The following is a 24,420-nucleotide window of genomic DNA, read 5'->3' as shown; positions in this document are numbered from 1 at the left end:
CGCCCTTGCCCTCCCTGCGCCCCGCGGCGACTATCGCCGCCTTGCGGGAAAGTGCAACGGGAGGCGCGCATGGGGTGGCTGGCGGACGAGACGGGGCTGGACCGGTGCGCGGCGAACTTCGTGCCCCTCACGCCGCTGTCGCACCTGAACCGCGCGGCCCGCGTCTGGCCGGACCGCGAGGCGTTGGTGCATGGCCCCCACCGCCGGACCTATGCCGAGTACCGCGAGCGCGTGACGCGCCAGGCCTCGATGCTCCAGCGCCTCGGGGTGCGGCCAGGCGACGTGGTGGCGACGCTCCTGCCCAACGTGCCCGCCCAGGTGGAGGCCAGCTTCGGCGTGCCTGCCGCGGGCGCGGTGCTGAACACCGTGAACGTCCGCCTCGACGTGGACACGGTGCGCTACATCCTCGGCCACGGCGGCGCGGTGGTGGTGCTGGTCGACAGCGCCTTCGTCGCGTTGGTCGAGGAGGCCATCGAGGACATGGAGGCGCCCCCGACGCTGGTGGAGGTGCCCGACGACGTGGCCGGCATCGAGGCCACCGGGCGCCATCCGCTCTACGAGGCGCTGCTGGCCGGGGCCGACGCAGACTTCGCCTGGGTCATGCCCGAGGACGAGTGGGAGAGCCTCGCGCTCAACTACACATCGGGCACCACGGGCCGCCCCAAGGGCGTCGTGTACCACCACCGGGGCGCCTACCTGATGACCATGGGCACCGTGGTCTCGTGGCGCCTGACGCTGCACCCGCGCATCCTGACCGTGGTGCCGCTGTTCCACTGCAACGGCTGGTGCCACGCCTGGATGATGCCCGTGCTCGGCGGCACGGTCGTGTGCCTGCGCGACGTCACCGCCGGGGCCGTGTTCGCGGCCGTGGCCGACGAGGGCGTGACCCACTTCGGCGGCGCGCCCATCGTGCTCAACGCCCTCGCCAACGCGCCCGCCTCCGAGCGGCGCCCCTTCGATCATGCGGTCGAGGTCTACACGGCGGGCGCGCCCCCGCCCGCCGCCACGCTCGCGCGCACGGAAGCCCTCGGGTTCAACGTCACCCACGTCTACGGCCTGACCGAGACCTACGGCCACGTGGTCGAGAACGTCTGGCAGGCGGACCGCTGGGACAGCGCGGCCCCCGAGGCGCGCGCGGCGCTCAAGGCCCGACAGGGCGTGGCCTACCCGATGATGGAGGGCGTGGACGTGTTCGGCGAGGACGGCGCGCCCGTTCCCGCCGACGGCGAGACGCAGGGCGAGGTGGCGATGCGCGGCAACGCGGTGATGAAGGGCTACCTCCGCAACCCCGAGGCCACCGCCGAGGCGTTCCGGGGCGGCTGGTTCCGCTCGGGGGACCTGGCCGTGAAGCACCCCGACGGCTACGTCGAGATCCGCGACCGGGCCAAGGACATCATCATCTCGGGTGGCGAGAACGTCAGCAGCGTCGAGGTCGAGGGCGCGCTGATGCACCACGACGCGGTCTCGCTCTGCGCCGTGGTGGCCCAGCCCGACGACAAATGGGGCGAGGTGCCGTGCGCCTTCGTGGAGCTGCGCGACGGGGCCGAGGCCTCCGAGGCCGAGCTGATCGCCTTCGCGCGCGCGCGCCTCGCGGGCTTCAAGACACCCAAGCGCGTCGTGTTCGGCCCCCTGCCCAAGACCTCCACCGGCAAGGTGCAGAAGTTCGAGCTCAGGGCGGGCCTGCGCCGGTGACCGCGATCGACGGGCTGGAGCGGCTCGAGACCACCGCGCTCTGGCGCCCCGCGCCGGATGCCGAGGCGCGCGCGGTCTACGTGTCCATCGGCGAGGCGGAGCTGCGGGTGTTCGGCGACGACGAGGCGGCGCTGTCGCACTGGTCGCTGCCCGCCATCCGGCGGCTCAACCCCGGCGTCGTTCCCGCGCGCTACGCGCCGGGCGGCTCGGCCGACGAGGAGCTGAGCATCGACGAGAGCGCGATGATCGACGCGCTGGAGCGGGTGCTGGCGGCGGTGGAGCGGGGGCGCCCCCATCCGGGCCGCCTGCGTTGGCTGCTGGTCGCCGCCGCTCTCGGGATCGGCGGGCTGGTAGCGGCGTTCTGGATGCCATCCGCCTTGCGCGAACGGGCGGCGGTCCTCCTGCCCCCCGTGCAGCGCGAGGAGATCGGCGACCGGCTGCTGACGGAGTTGTCCGCCCTGACCGGCCCCCCCTGCACCGGCGTGCTGGGCCAGGAGGCGCTCGACCGCCTGCGCGAGCGCATCCTGCCCACCACGCCCGTGCGCCTGCGGGTGGTGCGCGACCTGCCGATCCCCGCGCTCGCGCTGCCGGGGGACATCCTGCTGGTGTCCAACGAAACCCTGCTGGCGCAGGACGACCCGGCCATCGCCGCGGGTCACGTGCTGGCCACCCGCGTCAGCGCCGCGGCCGCGCCGCCCCTGGCAGCCTTCCTGGAGGGGATCGGGCTGCGGGGCATCGCCTCGTTGCTGACCTCGGGACAGGTGCCGCCCGTGGCCTATGCGCGGCACATCGAGTCGCTGCTGCTCGACCCGCCCGCGCTCGCGCCCGCGTCGGTGCTACGGCCGGCCTTCTCGCAGGCGCGGCTCGACTGGGCGCCCTGGGCGGCGGCGGTGGGTCTGGATGCGGGCTCGGGCGCGGGGCCCGGGGCGATGCCGCCGGCGCTCGACGACACGGACTGGCAGAGCCTTCGCGGCATCTGCGAGTAGGCTGCAGGCCGCCCCGCGGGGCGGCCCGAAGATGCGGTCAGTCGGCGACCACGATCACGCGGCGCAGGCGGCGCGGCACGCCGTTGGTCCAGACCGCCTGGGACTGCAGGTCGCCCTGCAGCGTGCGGGGGCCGCGCAGCGGGTTCAGCCGCCCGTCGCGCCATGCCATGCGGTAGCCCCGCGGCGGCGTCGCCGTGGAGAACGTCGTGCGGGCCGCGGGCACCACGACGGGTGCGGCGACCCCGCGGGACGAGCGGTCGGTGCGCAGGCCGGCGCACTGGAGGTCCGCCCCGAGCGCGCAGCCGGCGGCGCGCGGCGAGGGCGTCGTGGGATCGACGCGCAGCGCGTTGGCGGGGCGCGCGACGCGCACCACGGTCTGCTCGGTCAGCGGCAGCCGTCGCGCCACGGCGCCGTCCGGCGCGCGGCGCACCACGAAGCCCTGCCGCTGGAGCGCCACGATGCAGGCGCGCGAAGCGCGCGCGGCTCCGCCATCGTCCGCGCGGACGTCGCCGCAGGCCCGCGGCAGGCCGCTCGGGTCCACGGCGGGGCCGGCGGCCATCGCCTTCACCGCGGGGCGCCGCGCGACCGCCGCCTGGCGGCGAACGGCGCGGGCCGGTGCGGCTGCGGCGGCGACCGGCGTGGCCCGCGGCGCGTCGGGCGCAACCGCGGCCGCGGGCGCGCCGGGGCGCGAGGGCGCCGCGGAGGCGATGCGGCGCGGCGCGGCGGGCGCGGGCGCCCGGCGGATCACCGGCTCCGCCTCGGCGACAGCCGCCGCCGGAGGAGCCGCGGGACGCTCGGTCGCCACGACCGCGTCGGGCGCCGCTTCCGGCCGCGCACCGGCGAAGGTCGGCTCCCGTCCGCAGACCACGGAGCGGTCGCGGGCCACGCGCGGCACGTAGCGCACCGCGTCGCCCACGCCGGCGCGGATGAACACGCAGCCCTCGCTGTCGACGTACTCGCGTCCGTCGAAGCCGGCGGGCGGCGGCTCGGCCGGGCCGTCGGTGTTTCGGATGGTCCGGTCCTGCGCCGCGGCGCAGGTGGTCAGGGCCAGCAGCGCGCAGGCTGCGGCGGTCAGGGTTTCCCTGATCATCATTGGTTCTGCTCTCCTCAGGCCGTCCCCCCGGACGGTCGCGAGGACTGTGGCGCCCCGTCCCGGGCCTGTAAACCCTAGGGCAACCTGCGCCTACTTCGTGCCGAACATCCTGTCGCCCGCATCCCCCAGTCCGGGCACGATGTAGCCGTGCTCGTTCAGGCGCTCGTCGATCGCGGCTGTGACGATGGGCACGTCGGGATGGGCCTCCTCCATGCGCGCGATGCCCTCGGGCGCTGCGAGCAGGCACAGGAAGCGGATGTCGGTCGCACCGGCCTCCTTCAGCTTCGTGATGGCCGCCACCGAGGAGTTGCCCGTGGCCAGCATCGGGTCGACCGCGATCACCAGCCGCTCGCCCAAGTGGTCGGGCACCTTGAAGTAGTACTCCACCGGCTCCAGCGTCGTCTCGTCGCGGTAGAGGCCCACGAAGCCGACGCGGGCGCTCGGCACCAGCTCCAGGATGCCGTCGAGCAGCCCGTTGCCCGCGCGCAGGATCGACACCAGCGCCAGCTTGCGGCCCGCCAGCGTCGGCGCCTCCATCGGCGCGACGGGCGTCTCGATGTGCTTGGTCTCCATCGCGAGGTCGCGGGTGATCTCGTAGGCGAGCAGCTGCGAGATCTCGCGCAGGAGCTGGCGGAACACGGCGGTGGGGGTGTCCCGCTCGCGCATGATGGTCAGCTTGTGCTGGATCAGCGGGTGGGTGACGTGGGTGACGTGGCTCACGGGAAGGTCTCCAGCAGCTTGGCGCGGGTGGCGTCGTCGCAGAAGGCGGCCTCGGCCGAGATGCGGTTCAGGGCGCGGAAGTCGTCCTCGGTCCAGCCGAAGGCCTCGGCTAGCGCGTCGTACTCGCGCGTCATGGTGGTGCCGAAGAACGGCGGGTCGTCGGTGGAGACGGTCACCTTCACGCCCCTGTCCCGCAGGCGCTCGATGGGGTGGCGGCGCACGTCCTCGTAGAGCCCGAGGCGCACGTTCGACAGCGGGCAGACCTCCAGCACCACGCCGTCCTCGGCCAAGCGGTCGACGAGGGCCAGGTCCTCGATGCTGCGCACCCCGTGGCCGAGGCGCGAGGGGCGCAAGGCCAGCGCGTCGCGCACGCTCTCGGGGCCGCCGAACTCGCCGGCGTGGACGGTGATGCCCAGGCCCGCCTCGCGCGCGCAGTCGAACGCCCAGGCGAAGTCGGCGGCCTTCCCCATCCCCTCGTCGCCGCCCATGCCCCATCCCGTGACGAAGCGGCCCGCGGTCTCAGCGGCGCAGCGGGCGGTCTCCCTGGCGGCGTCGGGGCCGAAGTGGCGGATGCAGGTGACGATGCCGCGCATCTCGATCTCCGGCACGGCGGCGGCGGCCTCCTCGATGGCGGCGAGGTACTCGGCCCAGGCGCCCCGGTCGCGCCCGCCGCAGAAGTCGGGCGACAGGAACGCCTCGGTGTAGATCACCCCGTGGCTCGCGCTCTCCTCCAGCACGGCGCGGGTGAGGCGCGCGAACTCCTCGGGCCCGCGCAGCACCGAGGTGGCGCCCTCGTAGGTGCGCAGGAACTGCCGGAAGTCCTCGAAGCGGTAGTCGCCGCGCTCGTCGAACAGGGCGTCGAGCCGGGTGCCCTGCTCGGAGGCCAGACCGCGGATGAAGGCGGGCGGCGCGGCGCCCTCGAGGTGGAGGTGCAGCTCGGTCTTGGGGATCACAGGAAGCTCCGTCCGGGGCCGACGGCGGGCACGCCGAGATGGTCGCAGACCGAGGCGGCCACATCCGCGAAGGCGACCAGCCCCGCCTCGCCCGCGGGCGCGCCGGCGACGAGCACGGGCACACGCTCGCGCGTGTGGTCGGAGCCGCGGAAGGTCGGGTCGTTGCCGTGGTCGGCGGTGAGGATCAGCCGGTCGCCCTCGCGCATGGCGCCAAGTATCGCAGGCAGGCAGCCGTCGAACCACTCCAGATGCCCGGCGTAGCCGGCGGGGTCGCGGCGGTGGCCGAAGTCGCTGTCGAACTGCACGAAGTTGGCGAAGGTGAGCGAGCCGTCGGGCATGTCGCGGATCGCGTCCTCCAGGTGCCGCATAAGGGCGGCGTCCGGTCCTTTGGCCACCGTTTCGATGCCGCGCATGGAGAAGATGTCGCCGATCTTGCCGATGGCGTGGACCCGGCGCCCGGCCCCCTGCACCGCGTCGCAGAGCGTCGGCGCGGGCGGCATGATGGCGAAGTCCTTGCGGTTCGGCGTGCGTTCCCACGGCCCCTCGCCGATGAACGGGCGCGCGATGACGCGGCCCACGCGCATCTCGTGCAGCGTCGGCGCGAGGGCCTTGCAGAGGTCGAGGAGGCGTTGGAGGCCGAAGTGCTCCTCGTGAGCGGCGATCTGGAACACGCTGTCCACGGAGGTGTAGCAGATCGGCCAGCCGGTGCGGATGTGCGCCTCGGCCTCGTCCTCGATGATCAGGGTGCCGGACGCGTGACGGTTGCCGAGGATGCCGGCGGTCCCGGCCTCGCGGCAGACCAGCGCGACCAGCTCGGGCGGGAAGCACGGCTCGGTGTCCGGGAAGTAGGTCCATTCCCACGGCACCGGCAGGCCCGCCAGCTCCCAGTGGCCCGAGGGCGTGTCCTTGCCCCGGCTCACCTCGGTGGCGGCGCCCCAGAGCGCCTCCGGCTCGGCGTCCATCCCCGGCGTCCCGGCCCCCGAGGCGAGGCGCACGGCCGCCCCGAGGCCCAGCCGGTCCATGTTCGGCAGGCGCAGCGGTCCCTCGGGGCGCTCGGTGGCGCACCACTGGGCGACGTGGGCCAGCGTGTTGGCGCCCTCGTCTCCGAACTCGGCGGCGTCGGGGGCGCCGCCGCAGCCCACGGAGTCGAGCACGGCCAGGAAGACGCGGCTCATCGGATCACCTCGCGGATCAGCTCGGGGGCGGTGACGGCGCGGGTCGCCAGCTCGATCGCGTCGGCGACGCGGCCCGCGGCCTCCTCGGCCTCGTCGGGGTCGGCGGCGTGGACGCGGGCGATGGGCTGGCCTTCGGTCACCACGGCGCCGATCTGGGCGATGTGACTGATGCCGACCGTGGGGTCGATGCGGTCGTCCTCGCGCCGGCGCCCGCCGCCGAGGTCGACCACGATCTCGCCCAGTGCCCGGGTGTCGATGCTGCCGATCACGCCCGGCGCGTCGGCCCGCAGCTCGGCCACGACGGGGGCGGCCGGCAGGCGGTCGCGCCAGCGGTCGGGGAAGTCCGAGGGGCCGCCCTGGGCGTGCACCATGCGGCCGAAGCGCTCGGCGGCGGCGCCCGAGGCGAGGGCCGAGCCGATGCGCGCGGCGCCCTCCTCGCTGTCGGCGACGAGGCCGCAGAGCGCGAGGCACTCGCCCCCGAGAGCCTTCGTCAGCGCCACGAGGCGCGTGGACGGGCGCCCGCCGGGATCGGTCAGCGCCTCCATGGCGGCGATCACCTCGAGCGCGTTGCCGGCGGCGGTGGCGGCGGGCTGGCTCATGTCGGTCAGGATCGCGGAGGTCATCACCCCCGCCGCCTGCGCCGTCTCGGCGAGGTCGCGGGCGAGCGCGGCGGCCGCGGCGGGGTCGGGCATCAGCGCGCCGGAGCCGGTCTTCACGTCGAGCACGAGCGCCTCCAGCCCCTCGGCCAGCTTCTTCGACAGGATCGACGCGACGATCAGGTCGGTGCTCTCCACGGTGCCGGTCACGTCGCGCACGGCGTAGAGGCGGCGGTCGGCGGGGGCGATGTCCTCGGAGGCCGAGCAGATCACGCAGCCCACCTCGGCCACGATGCGCTGGAGCACGTCGGTCTGCAGGTCGGCGCGGAAGCCGGGGATCGCCGACAGCTTGTCGAGCGTGCCGCCGGTGTGCCCGAGCCCGCGTCCCGAGATCATCGGGACATAGACCCCGCAGGCGGCCAGCGCGGGCGCGAGCACGAGGCTTACGCAATCGCCCACCCCGCCCGTGGAATGCTTGTCGGCCACGGGGCCGTCCACGTCCCATTCCAGCACCTGGCCGGTGTCGCGCATGGCGCGGGTCAGGGCCGCGCGCGCGTCCGCCGTCAGAGGAGCGCGGCAGATGCCCATGGCGAAGGCGCCCGCCTGCGCGTCGGAGACCGAGCCGTCGGCGAGGCCGTCCGCGAACTCGGCCAGCGCCCGGCGCCCCGGCGCGCGCCCCTGCCGCAGGGCAGCGAGCGTGTCGCGGACGCTCACGCGCCCTCCATGTGCGCCGCGCCGAAGGCCCCCGGCAGCAGCGCCGCCACGGTGGTGCGCCGCTCGGCGCCGTCCACGGTGGCCAGCGTCACCGGCACGTCGCCGCCCGCGAACTCCGCCAGCTTCTGGCGGCAGCCGCCGCAGGGGGGCACGGGGTCGGGCGAGCCGGCGACAACGTAGGCCTCGGCGATCCGGCGCTCGCCAGCGGCGACCATCGCGGCGATGGCGCCGGCCTCGGCGCAGGTGCCCTCGGGGTAGGCGACGTTCTCGACGTTGCAGCCCAGGAAGACCGCGCCCGAGGTGGTGCGGATCGCGGCGCCGACGTGGAAGCCGCTGTAGGGTGCGTGGGCGTTCTCGCGCACGGCGAGCGCGGCGCGGCGCAGGTCTTCGGTGTCGCTCATCGCCGGTCCTCCATCCCCCGCTTGCTAGGCGCGCGGCCCGGCGGGGGCAAGGCGGGGCCTACTCGGCGGCCAGAGCCGGAGCCAGCCGCCCCGCGCGCCAGTCGCGGCAGGCCTGCCCGAAGGCCTCGAACAGGGGGCGCGAGACCGGATCGGCGGCGGCGTTCCACTCGGGGTGCCACTGAACGGCCAGCGCGAAGCCCGGGGCGCCGTCGACGTAGATCGCCTCGGGCGTCCCGTCGGGCGCGCGGCCGTCGATCACGACGCGGGCGCCGGCCTCGTCGATGCCCTGCCCGTGCAGCGTGTTCGTCATCACCCGGTCGCTGCCGAAGATGCGTGCGAAGGGGCCGCCGGGCGTCAGCGTCACCTCGTGACGCAGCGCGAACTTCTCCTCGAGCGTGCCGTCGGGCGGCATGCGGTGGTTGCTGCGCCCCGGCAGGTCGCGGATCTCGGGGTGGAGCGTCGAGCCCATCGCCACCGCGACCTCCTGGAAGCCCCGGCAGAGGCCAAGCACGGGCTGCCCCCGCTCGACGCAGGCGCGCACGAGGGGCAGCGCCACGCGGTCGCGGTTCCGGTCGAAGGCGCCGTGGGCGGGCGTGGCCTCGTGGCCGTACTCCTCGGGGTGGACGTTGGGCCGGCCGCCGGTGAGCAGGAAGCCGTCGAACGTGTCCAGCAGCTCGTCCAGCGGCGAGACGGCGGGATCGGCCGGGAAGCACAGCGCCATGCAGTCCGAGACCTGCGCCACCGCCTCGGTGTTCGACGCGCCGTTGGCGTGGGCCGGGTACTGGTCGTTCAGGAGGTAGGCATTCGAGATGATGCCGACGATGGGTCTGCGTGTCATGGCCCCGAGGAATAACGGCACCCGGCCCTCGCGGGAAGCCCGCCGGGGGTGCGCGGGCGCACAGGCGGGCCGCCGTGTGGCCGGGGGGCCTATGGCTCGCCGGTCAGGCCCGCCGCCTCGATCCCGGCCATGCCCGCCGCCTGGTCGTTGTCGGAGCTGTCGCCCGTGACGCCCACGGCGCCGATGACGTTGCCCTTCGCGTCCCGCACGAGGATGCCGCCGGGCACGGGGATCACCGCGCCGCCGAAGGCGCCGTTGGCGGCGGTCATGAAGTAGGCTTGCGCCTCGGCGCGGGCCATCTGCGCCTGCCCCGCCATGCCCAGCATCACGGCGCCGTAGGCCTTGCCGTGGGCGATCGCGTAGCGCCCGGGGCTGGCGCCGTCCTCGCGCTCGAAGGCGCGGGGGTGGCCACCGGCGTCGAGCACCACGACCGAGAGGGGCTTCAGATCCATCTCGCGCGCCTTGGCGAAGGCGTTCTTGATGATGGCGCGCGCGCGGCGCAGCGGGATGTCGGTCATGGGGTCCTCCGAGGGGCTTGGGGGCGTGTTACGAGTGGCGCGCGGGCGCGGCCAGCGTCACCAGCGGCGGGTGCGGGCGAAATACCGCTCGGCCTCGGGGCCGAAGGCGGCCCGCAGCGCCGCCTCCTCGCCGCGCACGAAGCGTTGCGTGATCACCGCGACGAAGGCACCCGCCAGCAGGAGCGCGGCGAGCGTGCCGAACATCGCAGCGAGGCCCAGCAGCACGAGGGCCATCGCCGAGTAGATCGGGTTGCGGTTCACGCGGTACGGGCCTTCGACGATCAGCGCGGTGGGCCGCTCGCGGGGCATGATCGGCGTGCGCTTGTGCCGGAACCACCACGCCGACCACGCGGCGAGGGCGAGGCCCGCGAGCGCCAGCGCCCCGCCCAGCGCGTCGAGCCACGCGGCGTCGACGCGCACCAGCGGCACGACGGCCGAGGCCGCCCACTGGGCGAGCGCCGTGCCCGCCGCCCAGACGGGCGGCAGGTCGGGGAAGCCGTGCAGATGGCTCACCGGGCGGCCTTGGCCTCCTGCCGGCGGCGGTGGAGTACCGGCTCGGTGTAGCCCGAGGGTTGCGCACGGCCCTCGAACACCAGATCGCAAGCGGCCTTGAAGGCGACGCCGTCGAAGTCCGGCGCCATGGCCCGGTAGGTCGGGTCGTCCGCGTTCTGGGCGTCCACCTTGGCCGCCATGCGCTTCATGGCCTCCATCGTCGTGTCCCGGTCGATCACGCCGTGGTGCAGCCAGTTGGCCAGCGCCTGGCTGGAGATGCGGCAGGTGGCGCGGTCCTCCATCAGGCCGACGTCGTGGATGTCGGGCACCTTGGAACAGCCCACGCCCGCGTCGACCCAGCGCACCACGTAGCCGAGGATGCCCTGGGCGTTGTTCTCGACCTCGGCGCGCACCTCCTCGTCCGACAGGTTGCGGCCCTCCATCACGGGGATGGTCAGGAGGTCGTCCAGCGTGCCCCGCGCGCCGCCGGCGGCCAGCTCGTCCTGCCGGGCCATCACGTCGACCTCGTGGTAGTGCGTGGCGTGGAGCGTGGCCGCGGTGGGCGACGGGACCCAGGCGCAGGTGGCACCCGATTGCGGGTGGCCGACCTTCTCGCGCAGCATAGCCTCCATGCGGTCGGGCATGGCCCACATGCCCTTGCCGATCTGCGCCCGGCCCTTCAGCCCGCACGCGAGACCGATGTCCACGTTGCGGTCCTCGTAGGCCTCGATCCAGGGGGTCGACTTCATCTCGCCCTTGGGCAGCATCGGCCCCGCCTCCATGGAGGTGTGGATCTCGTCGCCCGTCCGGTCGAGAAAACCGGTGTTGATGAACGCCACCCGCTCGCGCGCGGCGTGGATGCAGGCGGCGAGGTTGGCGGAGGTGCGGCGCTCCTCGTCCATGATGCCCAGCTTCACGGTGTTGCGCGGCAGGCCGAGCATGGCCTCCACGCGGTCGAAGATCTCGACCGCGAAGGCGACCTCCTCGGGGCCGTGCATCTTGGGCTTCACCACGTAGACGCTGCCGTGGTGGGAGTTGCGGGGGCCGTCCGTCTTGGCGATGTCGTGCATCGCGCAGAGCGTGGTGACGGCGGCGTCCATCAGGCCCTCGGGCACCTCGGCGCCGTCGAAGGTCACGGCGGGGTTGGTCATCAGGTGGCCGACGTTGCGCACCAGCATGAGGGCGCGGCCCTTCACGACGAGGACGCCGCCCCCCGGAGCGTTGAACTCCATGTCGGGGTTGAGCGCGCGGGTGAAGGTGCCGCCGCCCTTGGCCACCTCCTCGGTCAGGTCGCCGCGCATCAGGCCGAGCCAGTTGCCGTAGGCCAGAACCTTGTCCTCGGCGTCGACGCAGGCGACCGAGTCCTCGCAGTCCATGATGGCCGACACGGCGGATTCCAGATGCACGGCGTCCAGCCCCGCGGGGTCGTCCTTGCCGATGGCCCCATCGGGGGCGACCACGAGCACGATGCCGAGGCCGTTGTGGCGCAGGAGGATGCGGAGCGTGTCGCCGTCGCGGACCCAACCCTCGTAGGCCGCCGGGTCGCGCAGGGCGACGTCGCCCGAGGCGGTGCGCAGACGGAGGGCGCCGCCTTCCTCCGCGATGGCGGTGAGGTCGCGCCACGCCGCCCCGTCCAGCGGCACGGCGCGGTCGAGGAAGCCCTTGGCGCGGTCGATCACGCGCGCGCCGCGGGCGGCGTCGTAGCCCCGCCCCTCGGGCAGGTCGCCCAGCGCGTCGGTGCCGTAGAGCGCGTCGTAGAGGTTGCCCCAGCGGGCGTTGGCCGCGTTCAGCGCGTAGCGGGCGTTGGTGATCGGCACCACGAGCTGGGGGCCGGAAGTGGAGGCGATCTCGGGGTCGACGTTGGTGGTCTCTATGGTGAAGGCGGGGGCTTCCGAAACCAGGTATCCGATGCGCTCGAGGAACGCGCGGTAGGCGGCGCCGTCGCGCACGGGGCCGGGGTTCGCGCGGTGCCAGGCGTCGATCTGCGCCTGCAGGTCCGCGCGCTTGGCCAGCAACTCCGCGTTGCGCGGCGCGAGGTCGCGGACCAGCGCGGCGAAGCCCTCCCAGAAGCGGTCCGCCTCGACGCCGGTGCCCGGCAGGGCCCGGTCCTCGACGAAGCGGGCGAGTTCCTCGGCGACCTGCAGGCCGGCCTTGTCCACATGGCGCATCGGGGTCTCCCTCGGGGTTGGATCGCCCCGGCGTAGCGCGGGGCGCGGAGCGGGGCAATCGGGATTGGTCAGGTTTTCTTACCACGCTCCCGGCGGCAGCGGTCCGAGCAGTAGCGCACCTCGTCCCACACCGCGGCCCACTTGCGGCGCCAGGCGAAGGGGCGGCCGCAGGTGGCGCAGGTCTTGGCGGGGAGGTCGGCCTTTCGGCGCATGGGGGGCATGGGCGGGTCCGTGCATCGGTGCGGAGGCGGAACGCGCAACGGGGCGATTTGGTGCCGTGGTGCGGGGGGCGCCCCCCGTACACCCCCCGTACACCCCCCGTGCACCCCCCGTGCACACGAGCGTGCGCCGGCCGAGGGAGCGATCCGCTGCGGCGGGTGCCGCAAGCGCGGCCCCGCAGGCGCCCCCCGTTGCGCGCCCCCGGCGGCGGGCCTACCCATGCCGCCCAAAGGAGCCTCTCCATGCGCGACGCCGCCCCCGCCTCCCCGTCCGAGACCGTCTACTTGAAGGACTACGCCCCGCCCCCCGTCGCGGTGCGCCACGTCGCCCTGCGCTTCCGCCTCGACCCCGAGGCGACGCGGGTGGTCGCGCGGCTGGACTGCGAGCGGACCGGGGACGGCCCGATGGTGCTCGACGGCGAGGGGCTGAAGACGCTGCGGGTGGAGATCGACGGCGCCGCCCTGCCCTTCGCGGACCTCATCGACGGCCACCGCATGACGATCCCGGAGACCCCTGACCGCTTCGTGCTGGAGACCGAGGTCGAGATCGCGCCGGTCCGCAACAAGGCGCTGTCGGGGCTCTACATGTCGAACGGCATGTACTGCACCCAGTGCGAGGCCGAGGGCTTCCGCCGCATCACCTGGATGCTGGATCGCCCCGACGTCATGGCGACCTACGACGTGGAGATCGAGGCGGACCTGCCGGTCCGTCTCTCGAACGGCGACGAGGCGGGGCCGGGCCGGTGGCACGACCCGTGGCCGAAGCCGACCTACCTGTTCGCGCTGGTCGCCGGGAACCTGGTCGCCACCTCGGACCGGTTCACCACCATGGAGGGGCGCGACGTGGCGCTGAACGTCTGGGTGCGCCCGGGCGACGAGGGGCGCACGGGCTTCGCGATGGACGCCCTCAAGCGCTCGATGCTCTGGGACGAGCGGGTCTGGGGCCGGGCCTACGACCTGTCGGTGTTCAACGTCGTGGCCGTGGACGACTTCAACATGGGAGCGATGGAGAACAAGGGGCTCAACGTCTTCAACGCCTCCTACGTGCTGGCCTCGCCCGAGACCGCCACGGATACCGACTACGCCTTCGTGGAGCGCATCGTCGCGCACGAGTACTTCCACAACTGGACCGGCAATCGCATCACCTGTCGCGACTGGTTCCAGCTGTGCCTGAAGGAGGGGCTGACGGTCTATCGCGACCAGCAGTTCATGGCCGACACGCGCTCCGCCCCGGTGCAGCGGATCGGCGAGGTGCTGACGTTGCGCGCGCGCCAGTTCCGCGAGGATGCCGGCCCGCTGGCCCATCCGGTGCGGCCCGAGAGCTTCGTGGAGATCAACAACTTCTACACCGCCACCGTCTACGAGAAGGGCGCCGAGGTGATCCGCATGCTGCGCGTGCTGGTGGGCGACGCTGCGTTCGAGCGCGGCGCGCAGCTCTACTTCGAGCGCCACGACGGCGAGGCCTGCACGATCGAGGACTGGCTCGCCTGCTTCGAGGAGGCGTCGGGGCGGGACCTCGCGCAGTTCGCGCTGTGGTACAGCCAGGCCGGCACGCCGCGCGTCACGGTGCGCGAGAGCTTCGCGGACGGCACGTATCGCCTCGAGTTCGGACAGGCCGTGCCGCCGACGCCGGGCCAGACCGAGAAGCGTCCGATGGTGATCCCCCTCGCCTTCGGCCTCCTGTCCGAGGACGGGCGGGAGATCGCCCCGACCCAGGTCTTCGAGCTGACCGAAGCGACGGGTTCGTTGGAGATCGCCGTGGCCGAGCGCCCCGTGCCGTCGATGCTGCGGGGGTTCTCGGCGCCCGTGATCCTGGATGCCGGGCAGTCCGACGCCGACCGGCTGGTGCTGCTGGCCCATGACACCGATCCCTTCGCCCGCTGGGAGGCGGGGCGCGCGCTGTCCAAGGACCGTCTGGTGCGCCACGCCGCCGAGGGACGCGCCTTCGACGCGGGCTGGCTGGACGCTATGCACCGGGTCGCGACCGACGCGGAGGCGGACCCGGCCTTCCGCGCGCTCGCCCTGTCGCTGCCGAGCGAGGACGATCTGGCGCAGGCGGTGCACGAGGCGGGCGTGGTGCCCGACCCGGACCGCATCCGCGCCACCCGCGAGGCGGCGCAGCGCGCGCTGGCGGAGCGGCTCGGGGACGACCTCGACGCGTTGCGGGCGGCGTGCCGCGTGAAGGTGCCCTACTCGCCGGATGCGGCGGACGCGGGGCGGCGGAGCCTCGCGGGGGTGCTCCTGCGCCTCCGCACGCGGCTCGACGGCGGGGAGGCCGCGCGCGTGGCCTATGCCGAGGCCGACAACATGACCGACCGGATGGCGGCCTTCGCCTGCCTCCTGGAGGCGGGCGACCCGTCCGTGGCGGCGGCGTTCGAGGCGGACTGGCGCCACGACCGGCTGGTGATGGACAAGTGGTTCTCGGCGCAGGTCAGCCACGCCGCGCCCGACGTGGCCGTCGCGGTTGCCGAGACGCTGATCCGGCGACCGGACTTCGACCCGTCGAACCCGAACCGCTTCCGCGCCGTGATCGGGGCGCTGGCGGGCAACATGGCCGGGTTCCACCGCGCGGACGGGTCGGGCTACCGCTTCGTGGCGGAGCGGCTGGTCGAGATGGACGCGACGAACCCGCAGATGGCCGCGCGCCTGAGCAGCGCCTTCTCGACCCGGGCGCTGTGGGACGCGGACCGGCAGGCGATGATGCGCGACGCGCTGGAGCAGCTGGCCCGCGAGGCCGGAAGCCGCGACCTGCGCGAGATGGTCGGGCGGATGCTGGCCGATTGACGCGGCGTCGGGGGCGTGCAACGGCGCCTCGCGGTTGCACGGTGGGCGAAGTGCGGCAGGGTGTGGGCATCCAAGGGAGGATGCCCATGAAACTCGCCACCTTCGCCCTGTGCGTCGCCGCCACGCCGCTGGCCGCCCAGAACCGCATCGACGAGATCCGCCCCGACGCGCCGGAGCTCGCGCCGCACGGAAGCCTGCCCGTCGGCGTGCAGACGATGGAGTTCACCGACCCGGGACGCATCGACGTGGTGAACGCCACCGAGGCCGAGGCCCCGACCTACGACCGCACGCTGGTCGCCGAGGTCTGGTACCCGGCCGCCGAGGGCACCGAGGCGGGCGGCACCTACACCGCGCTGCTGCGCGACGGGGTGACGGAGGTCTCGCTGGAGGGGATCGCGGCGCGGGACGCCGCGCCGGCGGAAGGCTCGTATCCCCTCGTCCTGATCTCGCACGGCTACCCGGGCAACCGGTTCCTGCTGAGCCACCTCGGCGAGAACCTGGCATCCAAGGGCTACGTGGTGGCCTCGCTCGACCATCCGGATTCGACCTACGACGACCAGACCGCCTTTCCCTCGACGCTGGCGAACCGGCCCGTGGACCAGGCCTTCGCGGTGGACGCGCTGCAGGCACTGGAGGGGCCGGTGGGCGCGATCATCGACGACGACCGGGTGGGCGTGGTGGGCTACTCGATGGGCGGCTACGGGGCGCTGATCTACGCGGGCGGCGGGCTGTCGCAAGCTGCCGTGGACCGGCGCGAGCCGGCGGCGTTCAACGCGCCGGGCGACCTCTTGGCGCGCAACCTCGCGGGCAGCGAGAGCCACGCCGCGCTGGCGGACGAGGCCGTCCGGGCCGTGGTCGCCATCGGGCCATGGGGGCGCAACCGCGACTTCTGGGACGCCGAGGGGCTGGCGGGGGTCTCGAAGCCGCTGATGATCGTGGCCGGCTCGGTGGACGACGTGTCGGAGTACCCGGCGATGCGTTCGATCTTCGAGGAGACCACGGGCACGGACCGCCTACTGCTGACCTTCGAGAACGCCAACCACAACGCCGCCGCGCCGATGCCCGCGCCCGCCGAGAGCTACGAGGTGTCCGAGGCCTTGGGGCGCAAGACGTTCGACCACTACGGCGACGCGGTCTGGGACACGGTGCGGATGAACAACGTGCTGGCCCACTTCGTGACGGCGTTCATGGACACCCACGTGAAGGGCGAGGCGGACAAGGCCGCGTTCCTCGACGTGGCCGTGGAGGAGGCCGCGGAGGGCGTCGTGGACCGGGCCGAGGACGGATCCGAGAACGCCGGCCACACCTACTGGCCGGGATTCCCGGACCGGACGGCGGTGGGCCTGCGGCTGGAACGGCGCGCGGCCGGGGAGTAGGTCGCGGGCCGCGGAAACGGCGGCCGGGCGGCGGGCACGGGCTGCGCCGCGCGCCCGCCGGTGCGGTGCCCGGACGGGGGCGCGGGGGGCGCCCCCGCGTAATTTGTGCTAGCCTCGGGGGGTCTTGCGACATACCTCACCCGCACGGCAGGGGGTTTCCCTGCGACGGCCATGCGAAAGGAAGCGCCATGCGCGACCGTCTCGACCCGCTGATCGCCGAGCGCGCCCCCTGGTTGTTCCGCGGCGGACTGGCCGCCCGCTCCGCCTGGGTGGTTCTCGGCCGGCTGCTGGCCTACGAGCGCTCGGTCGAGATCGGCACGCACTACGTGGACCGCGCCGTGCCCGAGATCATGGCCGACCTCGCCCGCCGGATCGCGCGCCGCGTCCACGTCACGGGGCTGGAGAACGTGCCGGCGAGCGGCCCGGCCCTCGTGGTCTCGAACCACCCCACCGGCATCGCCGACGGCATCGTCATGCACGACCTGCTGCTGCGCCGGCGCTCCGACGCCTTCTACTACGCCAACAGCGACATCCTGCGGGTGCTGCCCCAGTTCCGCGACATCATCGTGCCCGTCGAGTGGCGCGAGAGCCTGCGCACCATGGCCAAGACGCGCGAGACCATGGCCCAGACGCGGGCCTTCCTCGACGCGGGGCGCCTCGGCGTGATCTTCCCGGCGGGGCGCCTGGCCAAGCGGCGGGGGCTGCGGCTGCACGAGCGGCCCTGGATGGCCTCGGCGGCGATGATCGCGCGCAAGAACGCCCTGCCGGTGATTCCCTGCCACATCCGGGCGCGCAACTCGGCGATGTTCTACGCCTTCGACGCGATCCACCCCACGTTGCGCGACATCACCCTGTTCCACGAGACGCTGAACAAGGACGTGCAGCCCTTCGAGATCTCGTTCGGGCGGCCCATCGACGGGGCGAGCCTGCCGAAGGGCGCAGAGGAGGGGATCGCGGTGCTTCGCGAGGCCACCCTGCGGCTCGGCGACGGGCGCGGCGGCGCGATCGACCTGCGGCGCCACCGCCCCGGCTCGCGGCCCCTGCCCGCCGGAGCCTAGAACACGAAGTGATCGCAGATCGGCCGGGGCGCCGCCGCCGGCGCGACGGGGCGCGCGCCCGCGTGGGCGGGCATCGGCGGCACGGGTGGCGTGGCGTCGTCGGACGAGGCGGCGACGGCGAGGGCGGCGGTGACGCGGTGCATCTCGATCGAGAACATGGGCGGACCTTCCGGGTTCGGGCGCCGGGCGGCGCGGTTGACCCGGGAAGGATGCCGCGCGCGGGGCGGCGGGATTGCGGCACGAGGCCGGTGAAGGTCGGCCCGCAAGATACTGTTTTAGATAATGTTTAGGTATCGGCGACGCGCGGCCCCGGAACGCGAAAGCGCCGCCCCCCTCGTCGGGGGACGGCGCTTTCGAATGGTGCGGTCGAGAAGACTCGAACTTCCACGGGAGTTACCCCACAGCGACCTCAACGCTGCGCGTCTACCAATTCCGCCACGACCGCACGGGTTGGTGCGGGCCTCTTAGCGAAGGGGGGTTTCGGCCTCAAGCGGGAATCTGCGCGCGCGGATCGCTTGCATTCCGGGGCCGTTCGGGCGCTATCGGGCCCCATGTCCCGCGCCCCCGAATGGATCACCGCCCCCGCCCCCGTGCCCTACCCCGAGGCGCTTGCGTTCATGGAGCGGCGGGTGGAGCGCATCCTCGAGGGCACGGCGCCCGAATGCCTGTGGCTGCTGGAGCATCCGCCGCTCTACACCGCCGGCACGTCGGCGCGCCCCGAGGACCTCCATGCGCCGGACCGCTTCCCGGTCTTTGAGGCGCGGCGCGGCGGGCAGTACACCTATCACGGGCCGGGGCAGCGCGTGGTCTACGCGATGCTGGACGTCGGGAATCGCGGCCGCGACGTGCGCCGCTTCGTGGAGACGCTGGAGGGCTGGGTGATCGCCGCGCTCGCGGAGTTCGGGCTGCGGGGGCACATCCGCGCTGGGCGCGTGGGCGTGTGGATCGAGCGGCCCGACCTCGCCCCCCTGCCCGACGGCACGCCGCGCGAGGACAAGATCGCCGCCATCGGCATCCGGCTTCGGCGCTGGGTCAGCTTCCACGGGATCAGCATCAACGTGGAGCCGGACCTCGGCCATTTCGACGGGATCGTGCCCTGCGGCATCCGCGGGCACGGCGTGACTTCGCTGGTGGACCTCGGCCTGCCGGTGGGCATGGCGGATCTGGACGCGGCCCTGCGGCGCACCGCGCCCTGGTAGGCGTTTGCGCGGGCGCAACGCCGCCTGCCGGGGCTCGCCCGGTTTCCGCCACGGATCGGCGCGCCTCGCGCCGCGGTTCACCGGCCCTCTCCTCCCATGGACACTCGCATCATCGCCCGCTTCCTTCGCGACCCCTCGGGCCGGGTCGACCTCGACTTCCTCAGCATGACCGGCGCCGTCGTGGCGCTGACGCTCGCCCTCCTCGGCCTCGCCGACGGCGCGCTGGAGCGCGGGGCCTCGGCCAACGCGGCGACCGCGGTGTCGCCGGTGGCCGCCGCGCCCGCCGAGTAGCGCCGCGCCCGATCACGCGCTCGCGCCTTGATAGGGGGCGCGCGTGCGCCATGTGGCCCGCGGACCCCATTCCCCGAGGCCCCCATGTTCGATTCCTCCCCGCCGCTGCCGGTCGCGATGCGCGGCCTCGCCACGGCGCTCGCCCCCCACGCGCTGCCCCAGGACGTGGTGGGCCGCCGCGCCGAGGAGGTGCTCGGGCCGCGCTACCCGCAGCTCAAGCGCCTGATGACCACCTTCGCCAGCGCCGGGATCGACGCGCGCCGCTCGGTGGTGCCGTTCGAGTGGTTCGACGACCGGAGCATCGGCTGGAAGGAGCGCAACGACGCCTACCTCTCGGGCTGCTCCGCGCTGTTCCGCGACGCGGCCCGCGCGGCCCTGGCCGAGGCCGGGTGGGAGGCGGACGCGGTGGACACGATCGTCACCGTCTCCTCCACCGGCGTCGCCACGCCGACGTTGGAGGCGCTCGTGGCCTCGGAGATGGGCTTTCGCGCCGACGTGCTGCGGGTGCCGGTGTTCGGGCTGGGCTGCGCGGGCGGGGCCTCGGGGCTGTCGGTCGCCGCGCAGCTGGCGCAGGGCGCGCCGGGCACGAAGGTGCTGCTGGTCGTGGTCGAGGCCTGCACCGTCTCGTTCCGCACCGACCGGCTGGAGAAGGCCGACATCATCGCCACCGTGCTCTTCGGCGACGGCGCCGCGGCGGCCTGCCTCGAGTGCGGCGAGGGCGCGGTGACCTGCGCGCCCGGCGCCCAGCACCGCTGGCCCGACACGCTGGGCATCATGGGCTGGGACGTGGACGACGAAGGGCTGGGCGTGGTCTTCGACCGCTCGATCCCCGACTTCGCCACGCGCCACATGGCGGGCGCCGTGGCGGCGTCCTTCGCGCGCATGGGCCGCAGCCGCGCCAGCGTCGACCGGCTGATCTGCCATCCCGGCGGGGCCAAGGTGATCCAGGCGCTCGAATCGTCGCTGGAGCTGGGACAGGGCGCGCTCGACATCGAGCGCGAGGTGCTGCGCGCCCACGGCAACATGAGCGCACCCACGGTGCTGTTCGTGCTCGACGCGGCGATCCGCGCCGGGCGCACGGGCCGGATGATGACGGCCGCGCTGGGCCCGGGCTTCACGGCGAGCTTCGCGCCGGTGGACGTGGCTGCATGACCACGGCGATCCTGTTCCTCGTGTTCCTCGCCGTACAGCGGCTGGCGGAGCTGATGATCGCCCGCCGCAACACCGCGCGCCTCCTGGAGCGCGGCGCCGTGGAGCACGGCGCGGCGCACTACCCGCTGATCGTGGCGATGCACGCGGCGTGGCTGGTGGCGATGGTGGTGCTGGGGTGGGACCAGCCGGTGCACCTGGGATGGCTGGCGGCCTTCGCGGTGCTGCAGGTGCTGCGGGCCTGGGTGCTGGCGACCCTGGGGCCGCGCTGGACCACGCGCATCGTGGTGCTGGACGAGCCCTTGGTGGCGCGGGGTCCGTTCCGGCTGATTCCCCATCCGAACTACGCGGTGGTGATCACCGAGATGTTCGTGGCGCCGATGGTGCTCGGACTCGGCTCGGTGGCGCTGTTCTTCGGGGTGATGAACATCCTCGTGCTGGCGCTGATCCGCATCCCGGCCGAGGCGAAGGCGCTGGCGCCGCTGCGCCGGCGGGACTGAGGCCGGGCGCCCCGCGCCCGCGCGGCCTGCGACGATTTTCCCGCGGCCCGTCCGTTGCCCCGCCCCGCCCCGGGCGATAGAACCTCGCGGGAACACCCAGGGCCGATCCGTGCCCGCCCACCAGCATCGGAGCACGCGAATGGCAGACGCCGCCATCTCGGGCCACGACCACCACGAGAAGCCAGGCTTCTTCACGCGGTGGTTCATGTCCACGAACCACAAGGACATCGGCATCCTCTACCTGATCGTCTCCGGCATCGCCGGATTCATCTCGGTGGCGATGACGGTGTACATGCGCCTCGAGCTCATGGAGCCCGGCGTCCAGTTCATGTGCCTCGAGGGCGCGCGCCTGTGGGCCGCCGAGCCGGGCACCTGCACCCCCAACGGCCACCTGTGGAACGTGCTGATCACGGGCCACGGCATCACCATGATGTTCTTCGTGGTCATCCCCGCGCTGTTCGGCGGCTTCGGCAACTACTTTATGCCGCTGCACATCGGCGCGCCGGACATGGCCTTCCCCCGCCTCAACAACCTGAGCTTCTGGCTGTTCTTCGCGGGCACCTCGCTGGCCGTGCTGTCGCTGTTCGTGCCGGGCGGCAACGGGCAGACCGGCTCGGGCATCGGCTGGGTGCTCTACCCGCCGCTGTCGACCTCCGAGGCGGGCATGTCCACGGACATCGCCATCTTCGCGGTGCACGTCTCGGGCGCCTCGTCGATCCTGGGCGCGATCAACATCATCACCACGTTCCTGAACATGCGCGCGCCGGGCATGACGCTGCACAAGGTGCCGCTGTTCGCCTGGTCGATCTTCGTGACCGCGTGGCTGATCCTTCTGGCCCTGCCCGTGCTGGCCGGCGCCATCACCATGCTGCTGACGGACCGCAACTTCGGGACCACGTTCTTCGACCCCTCGGGCGGCGGCGATCCCCTGCTCTACCAGCACATCCTGTGGTTCTTCGGGCACCCCGAGGTCTACATCGTGATCCTGCCGGCCTTCGGCATCATCTCGCACATCGTGTCGACCTTCTCGAAGAAGCCGATCTTCGGCTACCTGCCGATGGTCTACGCCATGGTCGCCATCGGCGCGCTGGGCTTCGTCGTGTGGGCGCACCACATGTACACCGTGGGCATGTCGCTGACGCAGCAGAGCTACTTCATGGTCGCCACCATGGTGATCGCGGTGCCGACGGGCGTGAAGATCTTCTCGTGGATCGCGACGATGTGGGGCGGCTCGGTGGAGTTCAAGACGCCGATGCTGTTCGCGATCGGCTTCATCTTCCTGTTCACCCTCGGCGGCGTGACCGGCATCGTGCTGAGCCAGGCCGGCATCGACCGCGCCTACCACGACACCTACTACGTGGTCGCGCACTTCCACTACGTGATGTCCCTGGGCGCCGTGTTCGGGATCTTCGCGGGGGTCTACTACTGGATCGGCAAGATGTCGGGCCGGCAGTACCCCGAGTGGGCGGGCAAGGTGCACTTCTGGATCTTCTTCATCGGTGCCAACCTCACCTTCTTCCCGCAGCACTTCCTGGGCCGCCAGGGCATGCCCCGGCGCTACATCGACTACCCGGACGCCTTCGCGCTGTGGCACGAGGTCTCGTCCTGGGGCGCGTTCCTGAGCTTCGCCTCGTTCCTCTTCTTCATCGGCATCGTGGCCTACACGCTCCTGCGCGGCCGCACCGTGGAAGAGCCGGCCTACTGGGGCGAGCACGCCGACACGCTGGAGTGGATCCTGCCGAACCCGCCGCCGGAGCACACCTTCGAGCAGCTTCCCACCCGCGAGGTCTGGGAGCGGCACGCGCACCACTGATGCCGTTCCGCGTCGAGCACAGAAGTCTGGAGGCCCCGGCATCGTCCGGGGCCTCCTCTTGCGTGCTGCGGCTCTCGCTGTGGCCGCACCAGTCGCTGCCGCCCGTGGGCTTCGTCTGGGCCATCGGCGTGGCGCTGGCGGTGATCTCCCTGCCGCTGCTGGCGCTGGTGGGCACGGCGGCGCTCTGGGGCATCCTGCCCTTCGCGCTGGGCGCCGTGGGCATCCTGTGGCTGGCGCTCAAGCGCTCGTGGCGCGACCGCCGGATCCTGGAGACCTTCGCGCTGACCCGCGAGCGGGCGAGCCTGCGCCGCGAGGCCGCGAACGAGGCAGCGCGCGAGTGGGAGGCGAACCCCTACTGGGTCCGCGTGGAGCTGCGCCACGAGGGCGGCCCCGTGGAGGATTACGTCACGCTGGAAGGCGGCCCGAGGGCCGTGGAGATCGGCGCGTTCCTGACCCCCTCCGAGCGGCGCGAGCTGGCAGCCGTGCTGCGCGAGGGGCTGCGGGCGGCGAAGGCCTAGTCGCCCGCGCCCGCCTCGGCGCGGCTCTTGCCGGCGACGTCGTGGGCCAGCACGCTGGCCATGAGGCCGTCGAGGGCGCCGTCGAGCACGCCGCCCGTGTCCGAGGTCTCGAAGCCGGTCCGCAGATCCTTCACCATCTGGTAGGGCTGCAGCACGTAGGAGCGGATCTGGTTGCCCCAGCCCGCCTCGCCCTTGGCCTCGTGGGCGGCGTTGATCTCGGCGTTCCGGCGGTCGAGTTCCAGCTGGTAGAGGCGCGACTTCAGCGCCTTCATGGCGATGTCGCGGTTCTGGTGCTGGGACTTCTCGGAGCTCGTCACCACGATGTTGGTGGGCAGGTGCGTGATCCGCACCGCCGAGTCGGTGGTGTTCACGTGCTGCCCGCCCGCGCCCGAGGAGCGGTAGGTGTCGATGCGGATGTCGTTCGGCTGGACGTCGATCTCGATGTTGTCGTCGACCACCGGGTAGACCCAGACCGAGCAGAAGCTGGTGTGGCGCCGGGCCGACGAGTCGTAGGGCGAGATGCGCACGAGGCGGTGGACGCCCGACTCGCTCTTGAGCCATCCGTAGGCGTTCTTGCCGCTGATCTTGTAGGCGGCGGACTTGATGCCCGCCTCCTCGCCGGGGCTCATGGACTGCAGCTCCACGTCGTAGCCGCGCTTCTCGGCCCAGCGGGTGTACATGCGCGCGAGCATCGCGGCCCAGTCGCAGGACTCGGTGCCGCCGGCGCCGGAGTTGATCTCGAGGAAGGTGTCGTTGCCGTCAGCCTCGCCGTCGAGCAGCGCCTCCAGCTCCTTCTCGGCCGCCACGGCGACCAGCTTGGCGATGGCCGCCTCGGCCTCGGCCACCACCTCCTTGTCGCCTTCCATGTCGCCGAGCTCGATCATCTCGACGTTGTCGGAGGTGTCGCGCTCCAGCGCCTCGATGCCCTCGATGGAGTCCATGAGCTGCTGGCGGTCGCGCATGAGGGTCTGCGCGCGGGCCGGATCGTCCCACAGGGTGGGATCCTCGATCATCGCGTTGAACTCCTCCAGCCGGTGCGGCGCCGTCTCCCAGTCGAGACGGCGCTTGAGCAGGTCCACCGACCGGGCGATCTTCTCGACGTTGGCTTGGACTTCCGCGCGCATGGGGTTCCTCCGAAGGGGTCGAACGGCACCTAAAGGCGCGGCGG

24 protein-coding genes and 1 tRNA gene are annotated in these 24,420 nt (G+C 73.1%); 11 read left to right on the top strand and 14 right to left on the bottom strand.

From position 1 onward, the window contains the following. Nucleotides 1-69: 69 nt before the first annotated feature. Both K3554_RS10120 and K3554_RS10115 read left to right on the top strand, forming a co-directional pair. Complete coding sequence (locus tag K3554_RS10120) at nt 70-1,692, top strand: AMP-binding protein (protein ID WP_259939853.1); 1,623 nt, start codon at nt 70-72, stop codon at nt 1,690-1,692. Beyond that, the gene (locus tag K3554_RS10115; RefSeq protein WP_259939852.1) at nt 1,689-2,678 is read left to right on the top strand and encodes a hypothetical protein; all 990 of its coding nucleotides are present in this window, start codon (nt 1,689-1,691) and stop codon (nt 2,676-2,678) included. The genes K3554_RS10120 and K3554_RS10115 overlap by 4 nt, the downstream gene beginning before the upstream one ends. Before the next feature lie 37 nt (nt 2,679-2,715). Here K3554_RS10115 and K3554_RS10110 read toward each other — a convergent pair whose 3' ends face one another. The 11 genes from K3554_RS10110 to K3554_RS10060 all read right to left on the bottom strand — a co-directional run bounded on the left by K3554_RS10110 (nt 2,716) and on the right by K3554_RS10060 (nt 12,567). Next, nucleotides 2,716-3,771, bottom strand: a complete 1,056-nt coding sequence (locus K3554_RS10110; RefSeq protein WP_259939849.1) for a hypothetical protein — start codon at nt 3,769-3,771, stop codon at nt 2,716-2,718. 90 nt (nt 3,772-3,861) lie between these two features. Then, nucleotides 3,862-4,437, bottom strand: a complete 576-nt coding sequence (gene upp / locus K3554_RS10105) for a uracil phosphoribosyltransferase (RefSeq protein WP_259945884.1) — start codon at nt 4,435-4,437, stop codon at nt 3,862-3,864. Between the two features lie 50 nt (nt 4,438-4,487). Further along, entirely contained in the window at nt 4,488-5,444 is a 957-nt protein-coding gene (locus K3554_RS10100) for an adenosine deaminase (RefSeq protein ID WP_259939847.1), read from the bottom strand. Next, a complete protein-coding gene (locus K3554_RS10095; protein WP_259939844.1) occupies nt 5,441-6,619 on the bottom strand; it encodes a phosphopentomutase in 1,179 nt (392 codons plus the stop codon). Before K3554_RS10095 ends, K3554_RS10100 begins: the two co-directional genes overlap by 4 nt. Continuing rightward, nucleotides 6,616-7,929: a thymidine phosphorylase gene (locus K3554_RS10090; protein ID WP_409197308.1), complete on the bottom strand. Its 1,314-nt coding sequence runs from the start codon at nt 7,927-7,929 to the stop codon at nt 6,616-6,618. Before K3554_RS10090 ends, K3554_RS10095 begins: the two co-directional genes overlap by 4 nt. Continuing rightward, nucleotides 7,926-8,330: a cytidine deaminase gene (locus tag K3554_RS10085; RefSeq protein ID WP_259939843.1), complete on the bottom strand. Its 405-nt coding sequence runs from the start codon at nt 8,328-8,330 to the stop codon at nt 7,926-7,928. The genes K3554_RS10090 and K3554_RS10085 overlap by 4 nt, the downstream gene beginning before the upstream one ends. Before the next feature lie 58 nt (nt 8,331-8,388). Beyond that, nucleotides 8,389-9,168 carry a gamma-glutamyl-gamma-aminobutyrate hydrolase family protein gene (locus K3554_RS10080; protein WP_259939840.1) on the bottom strand — a complete coding sequence of 260 codons (780 nt, stop codon included), beginning with the start codon at nt 9,166-9,168 and terminating at the stop codon, nt 8,389-8,391. Nucleotides 9,169-9,257: 89 nt separating this feature from the next. Continuing rightward, nucleotides 9,258-9,686: a heme-binding protein gene (locus K3554_RS10075; protein ID WP_259939838.1), complete on the bottom strand. Its 429-nt coding sequence runs from the start codon at nt 9,684-9,686 to the stop codon at nt 9,258-9,260. Between the two features lie 57 nt (nt 9,687-9,743). Then, nucleotides 9,744-10,199, bottom strand: coding sequence for an isoprenylcysteine carboxylmethyltransferase family protein (locus K3554_RS10070; protein WP_259939837.1), 456 nt, complete (start codon nt 10,197-10,199; stop codon nt 9,744-9,746). Beyond that, nucleotides 10,196-12,346, bottom strand: coding sequence for a malate synthase G (locus K3554_RS10065; RefSeq protein WP_259939835.1), 2,151 nt, complete (start codon nt 12,344-12,346; stop codon nt 10,196-10,198). The genes K3554_RS10070 and K3554_RS10065 overlap by 4 nt, the downstream gene beginning before the upstream one ends. A gap of 68 nt (nt 12,347-12,414) precedes the next feature. Further along, nucleotides 12,415-12,567: a DUF2256 domain-containing protein gene (locus tag K3554_RS10060; protein ID WP_259939814.1), complete on the bottom strand. Its 153-nt coding sequence runs from the start codon at nt 12,565-12,567 to the stop codon at nt 12,415-12,417. A 240-nt stretch (nt 12,568-12,807) separates the two neighbouring features. On the opposite strand from K3554_RS10060, the gene pepN reads away from it, so the two are divergent. From pepN to K3554_RS10045, 3 genes are all read left to right on the top strand, one after another. Beyond that, entirely contained in the window at nt 12,808-15,348 is a 2,541-nt protein-coding gene (gene pepN, locus K3554_RS10055) for an aminopeptidase N (RefSeq protein WP_259939812.1), read from the top strand. A gap of 86 nt (nt 15,349-15,434) precedes the next feature. Continuing rightward, the gene (locus tag K3554_RS10050) at nt 15,435-16,724 is read left to right on the top strand and encodes an alpha/beta fold hydrolase (protein ID WP_259939811.1); all 1,290 of its coding nucleotides are present in this window, start codon (nt 15,435-15,437) and stop codon (nt 16,722-16,724) included. Nucleotides 16,725-16,912: 188 nt separating this feature from the next. Further along, nucleotides 16,913-17,782, top strand: coding sequence for a 1-acyl-sn-glycerol-3-phosphate acyltransferase (locus K3554_RS10045; protein WP_259939810.1), 870 nt, complete (start codon nt 16,913-16,915; stop codon nt 17,780-17,782). Here the strand turns inward: K3554_RS10045 and K3554_RS10040 are convergent. After that, entirely contained in the window at nt 17,779-17,940 is a 162-nt protein-coding gene (locus K3554_RS10040; RefSeq protein WP_259939809.1) for a hypothetical protein, read from the bottom strand. The genes K3554_RS10045 and K3554_RS10040 overlap by 4 nt on opposite strands. 200 nt (nt 17,941-18,140) lie before the next feature. After that, a tRNA-Leu gene (locus K3554_RS10035) sits at nt 18,141-18,227 on the bottom strand. Nucleotides 18,228-18,333: 106 nt separating this feature from the next. On the opposite strand from K3554_RS10035, the gene lipB reads away from it, so the two are divergent. From lipB to K3554_RS10005, 6 genes are all read left to right on the top strand, one after another. Further along, entirely contained in the window at nt 18,334-18,981 is a 648-nt protein-coding gene (lipB, locus tag K3554_RS10030) for a lipoyl(octanoyl) transferase LipB (protein WP_259939803.1), read from the top strand. A gap of 96 nt (nt 18,982-19,077) precedes the next feature. Beyond that, nucleotides 19,078-19,272 (top strand): hypothetical protein, encoded by a 195-nt coding sequence (locus K3554_RS10025; protein ID WP_259939800.1) that lies wholly within the window; start codon nt 19,078-19,080, stop codon nt 19,270-19,272. 84 nt (nt 19,273-19,356) lie between these two features. Continuing rightward, complete coding sequence (locus K3554_RS10020) at nt 19,357-20,424, top strand: type III polyketide synthase (protein ID WP_259939798.1); 1,068 nt, start codon at nt 19,357-19,359, stop codon at nt 20,422-20,424. Then, nucleotides 20,421-20,921: an isoprenylcysteine carboxyl methyltransferase family protein gene (locus K3554_RS10015; RefSeq protein ID WP_259939796.1), complete on the top strand. Its 501-nt coding sequence runs from the start codon at nt 20,421-20,423 to the stop codon at nt 20,919-20,921. The genes K3554_RS10020 and K3554_RS10015 overlap by 4 nt, the downstream gene beginning before the upstream one ends. A gap of 139 nt (nt 20,922-21,060) precedes the next feature. Next, nucleotides 21,061-22,734: a cytochrome c oxidase subunit I gene (gene ctaD / locus K3554_RS10010; RefSeq protein ID WP_259939794.1), complete on the top strand. Its 1,674-nt coding sequence runs from the start codon at nt 21,061-21,063 to the stop codon at nt 22,732-22,734. A 62-nt stretch (nt 22,735-22,796) separates the two neighbouring features. Beyond that, complete coding sequence (locus K3554_RS10005; RefSeq protein WP_259939793.1) at nt 22,797-23,252, top strand: DUF2244 domain-containing protein; 456 nt, start codon at nt 22,797-22,799, stop codon at nt 23,250-23,252. Here K3554_RS10005 and prfB read toward each other — a convergent pair. Beyond that, on the bottom strand, nt 23,249-24,376 hold the full coding sequence (gene prfB, locus K3554_RS10000) for a peptide chain release factor 2 (RefSeq protein ID WP_259939791.1): 1,128 nt from the start codon (nt 24,374-24,376) through the stop codon (nt 23,249-23,251). The genes K3554_RS10005 and prfB overlap by 4 nt on opposite strands. Between the last annotated feature and the right edge of the window lie 44 nt (nt 24,377-24,420).

Source organism: Jannaschia sp. W003, from assembly GCF_025144335.1.
Lineage (GTDB): Bacteria > Pseudomonadota > Alphaproteobacteria > Rhodobacterales > Rhodobacteraceae > Jannaschia.
This window is presented reverse-complemented; position numbering and strand designations above follow the sequence as displayed.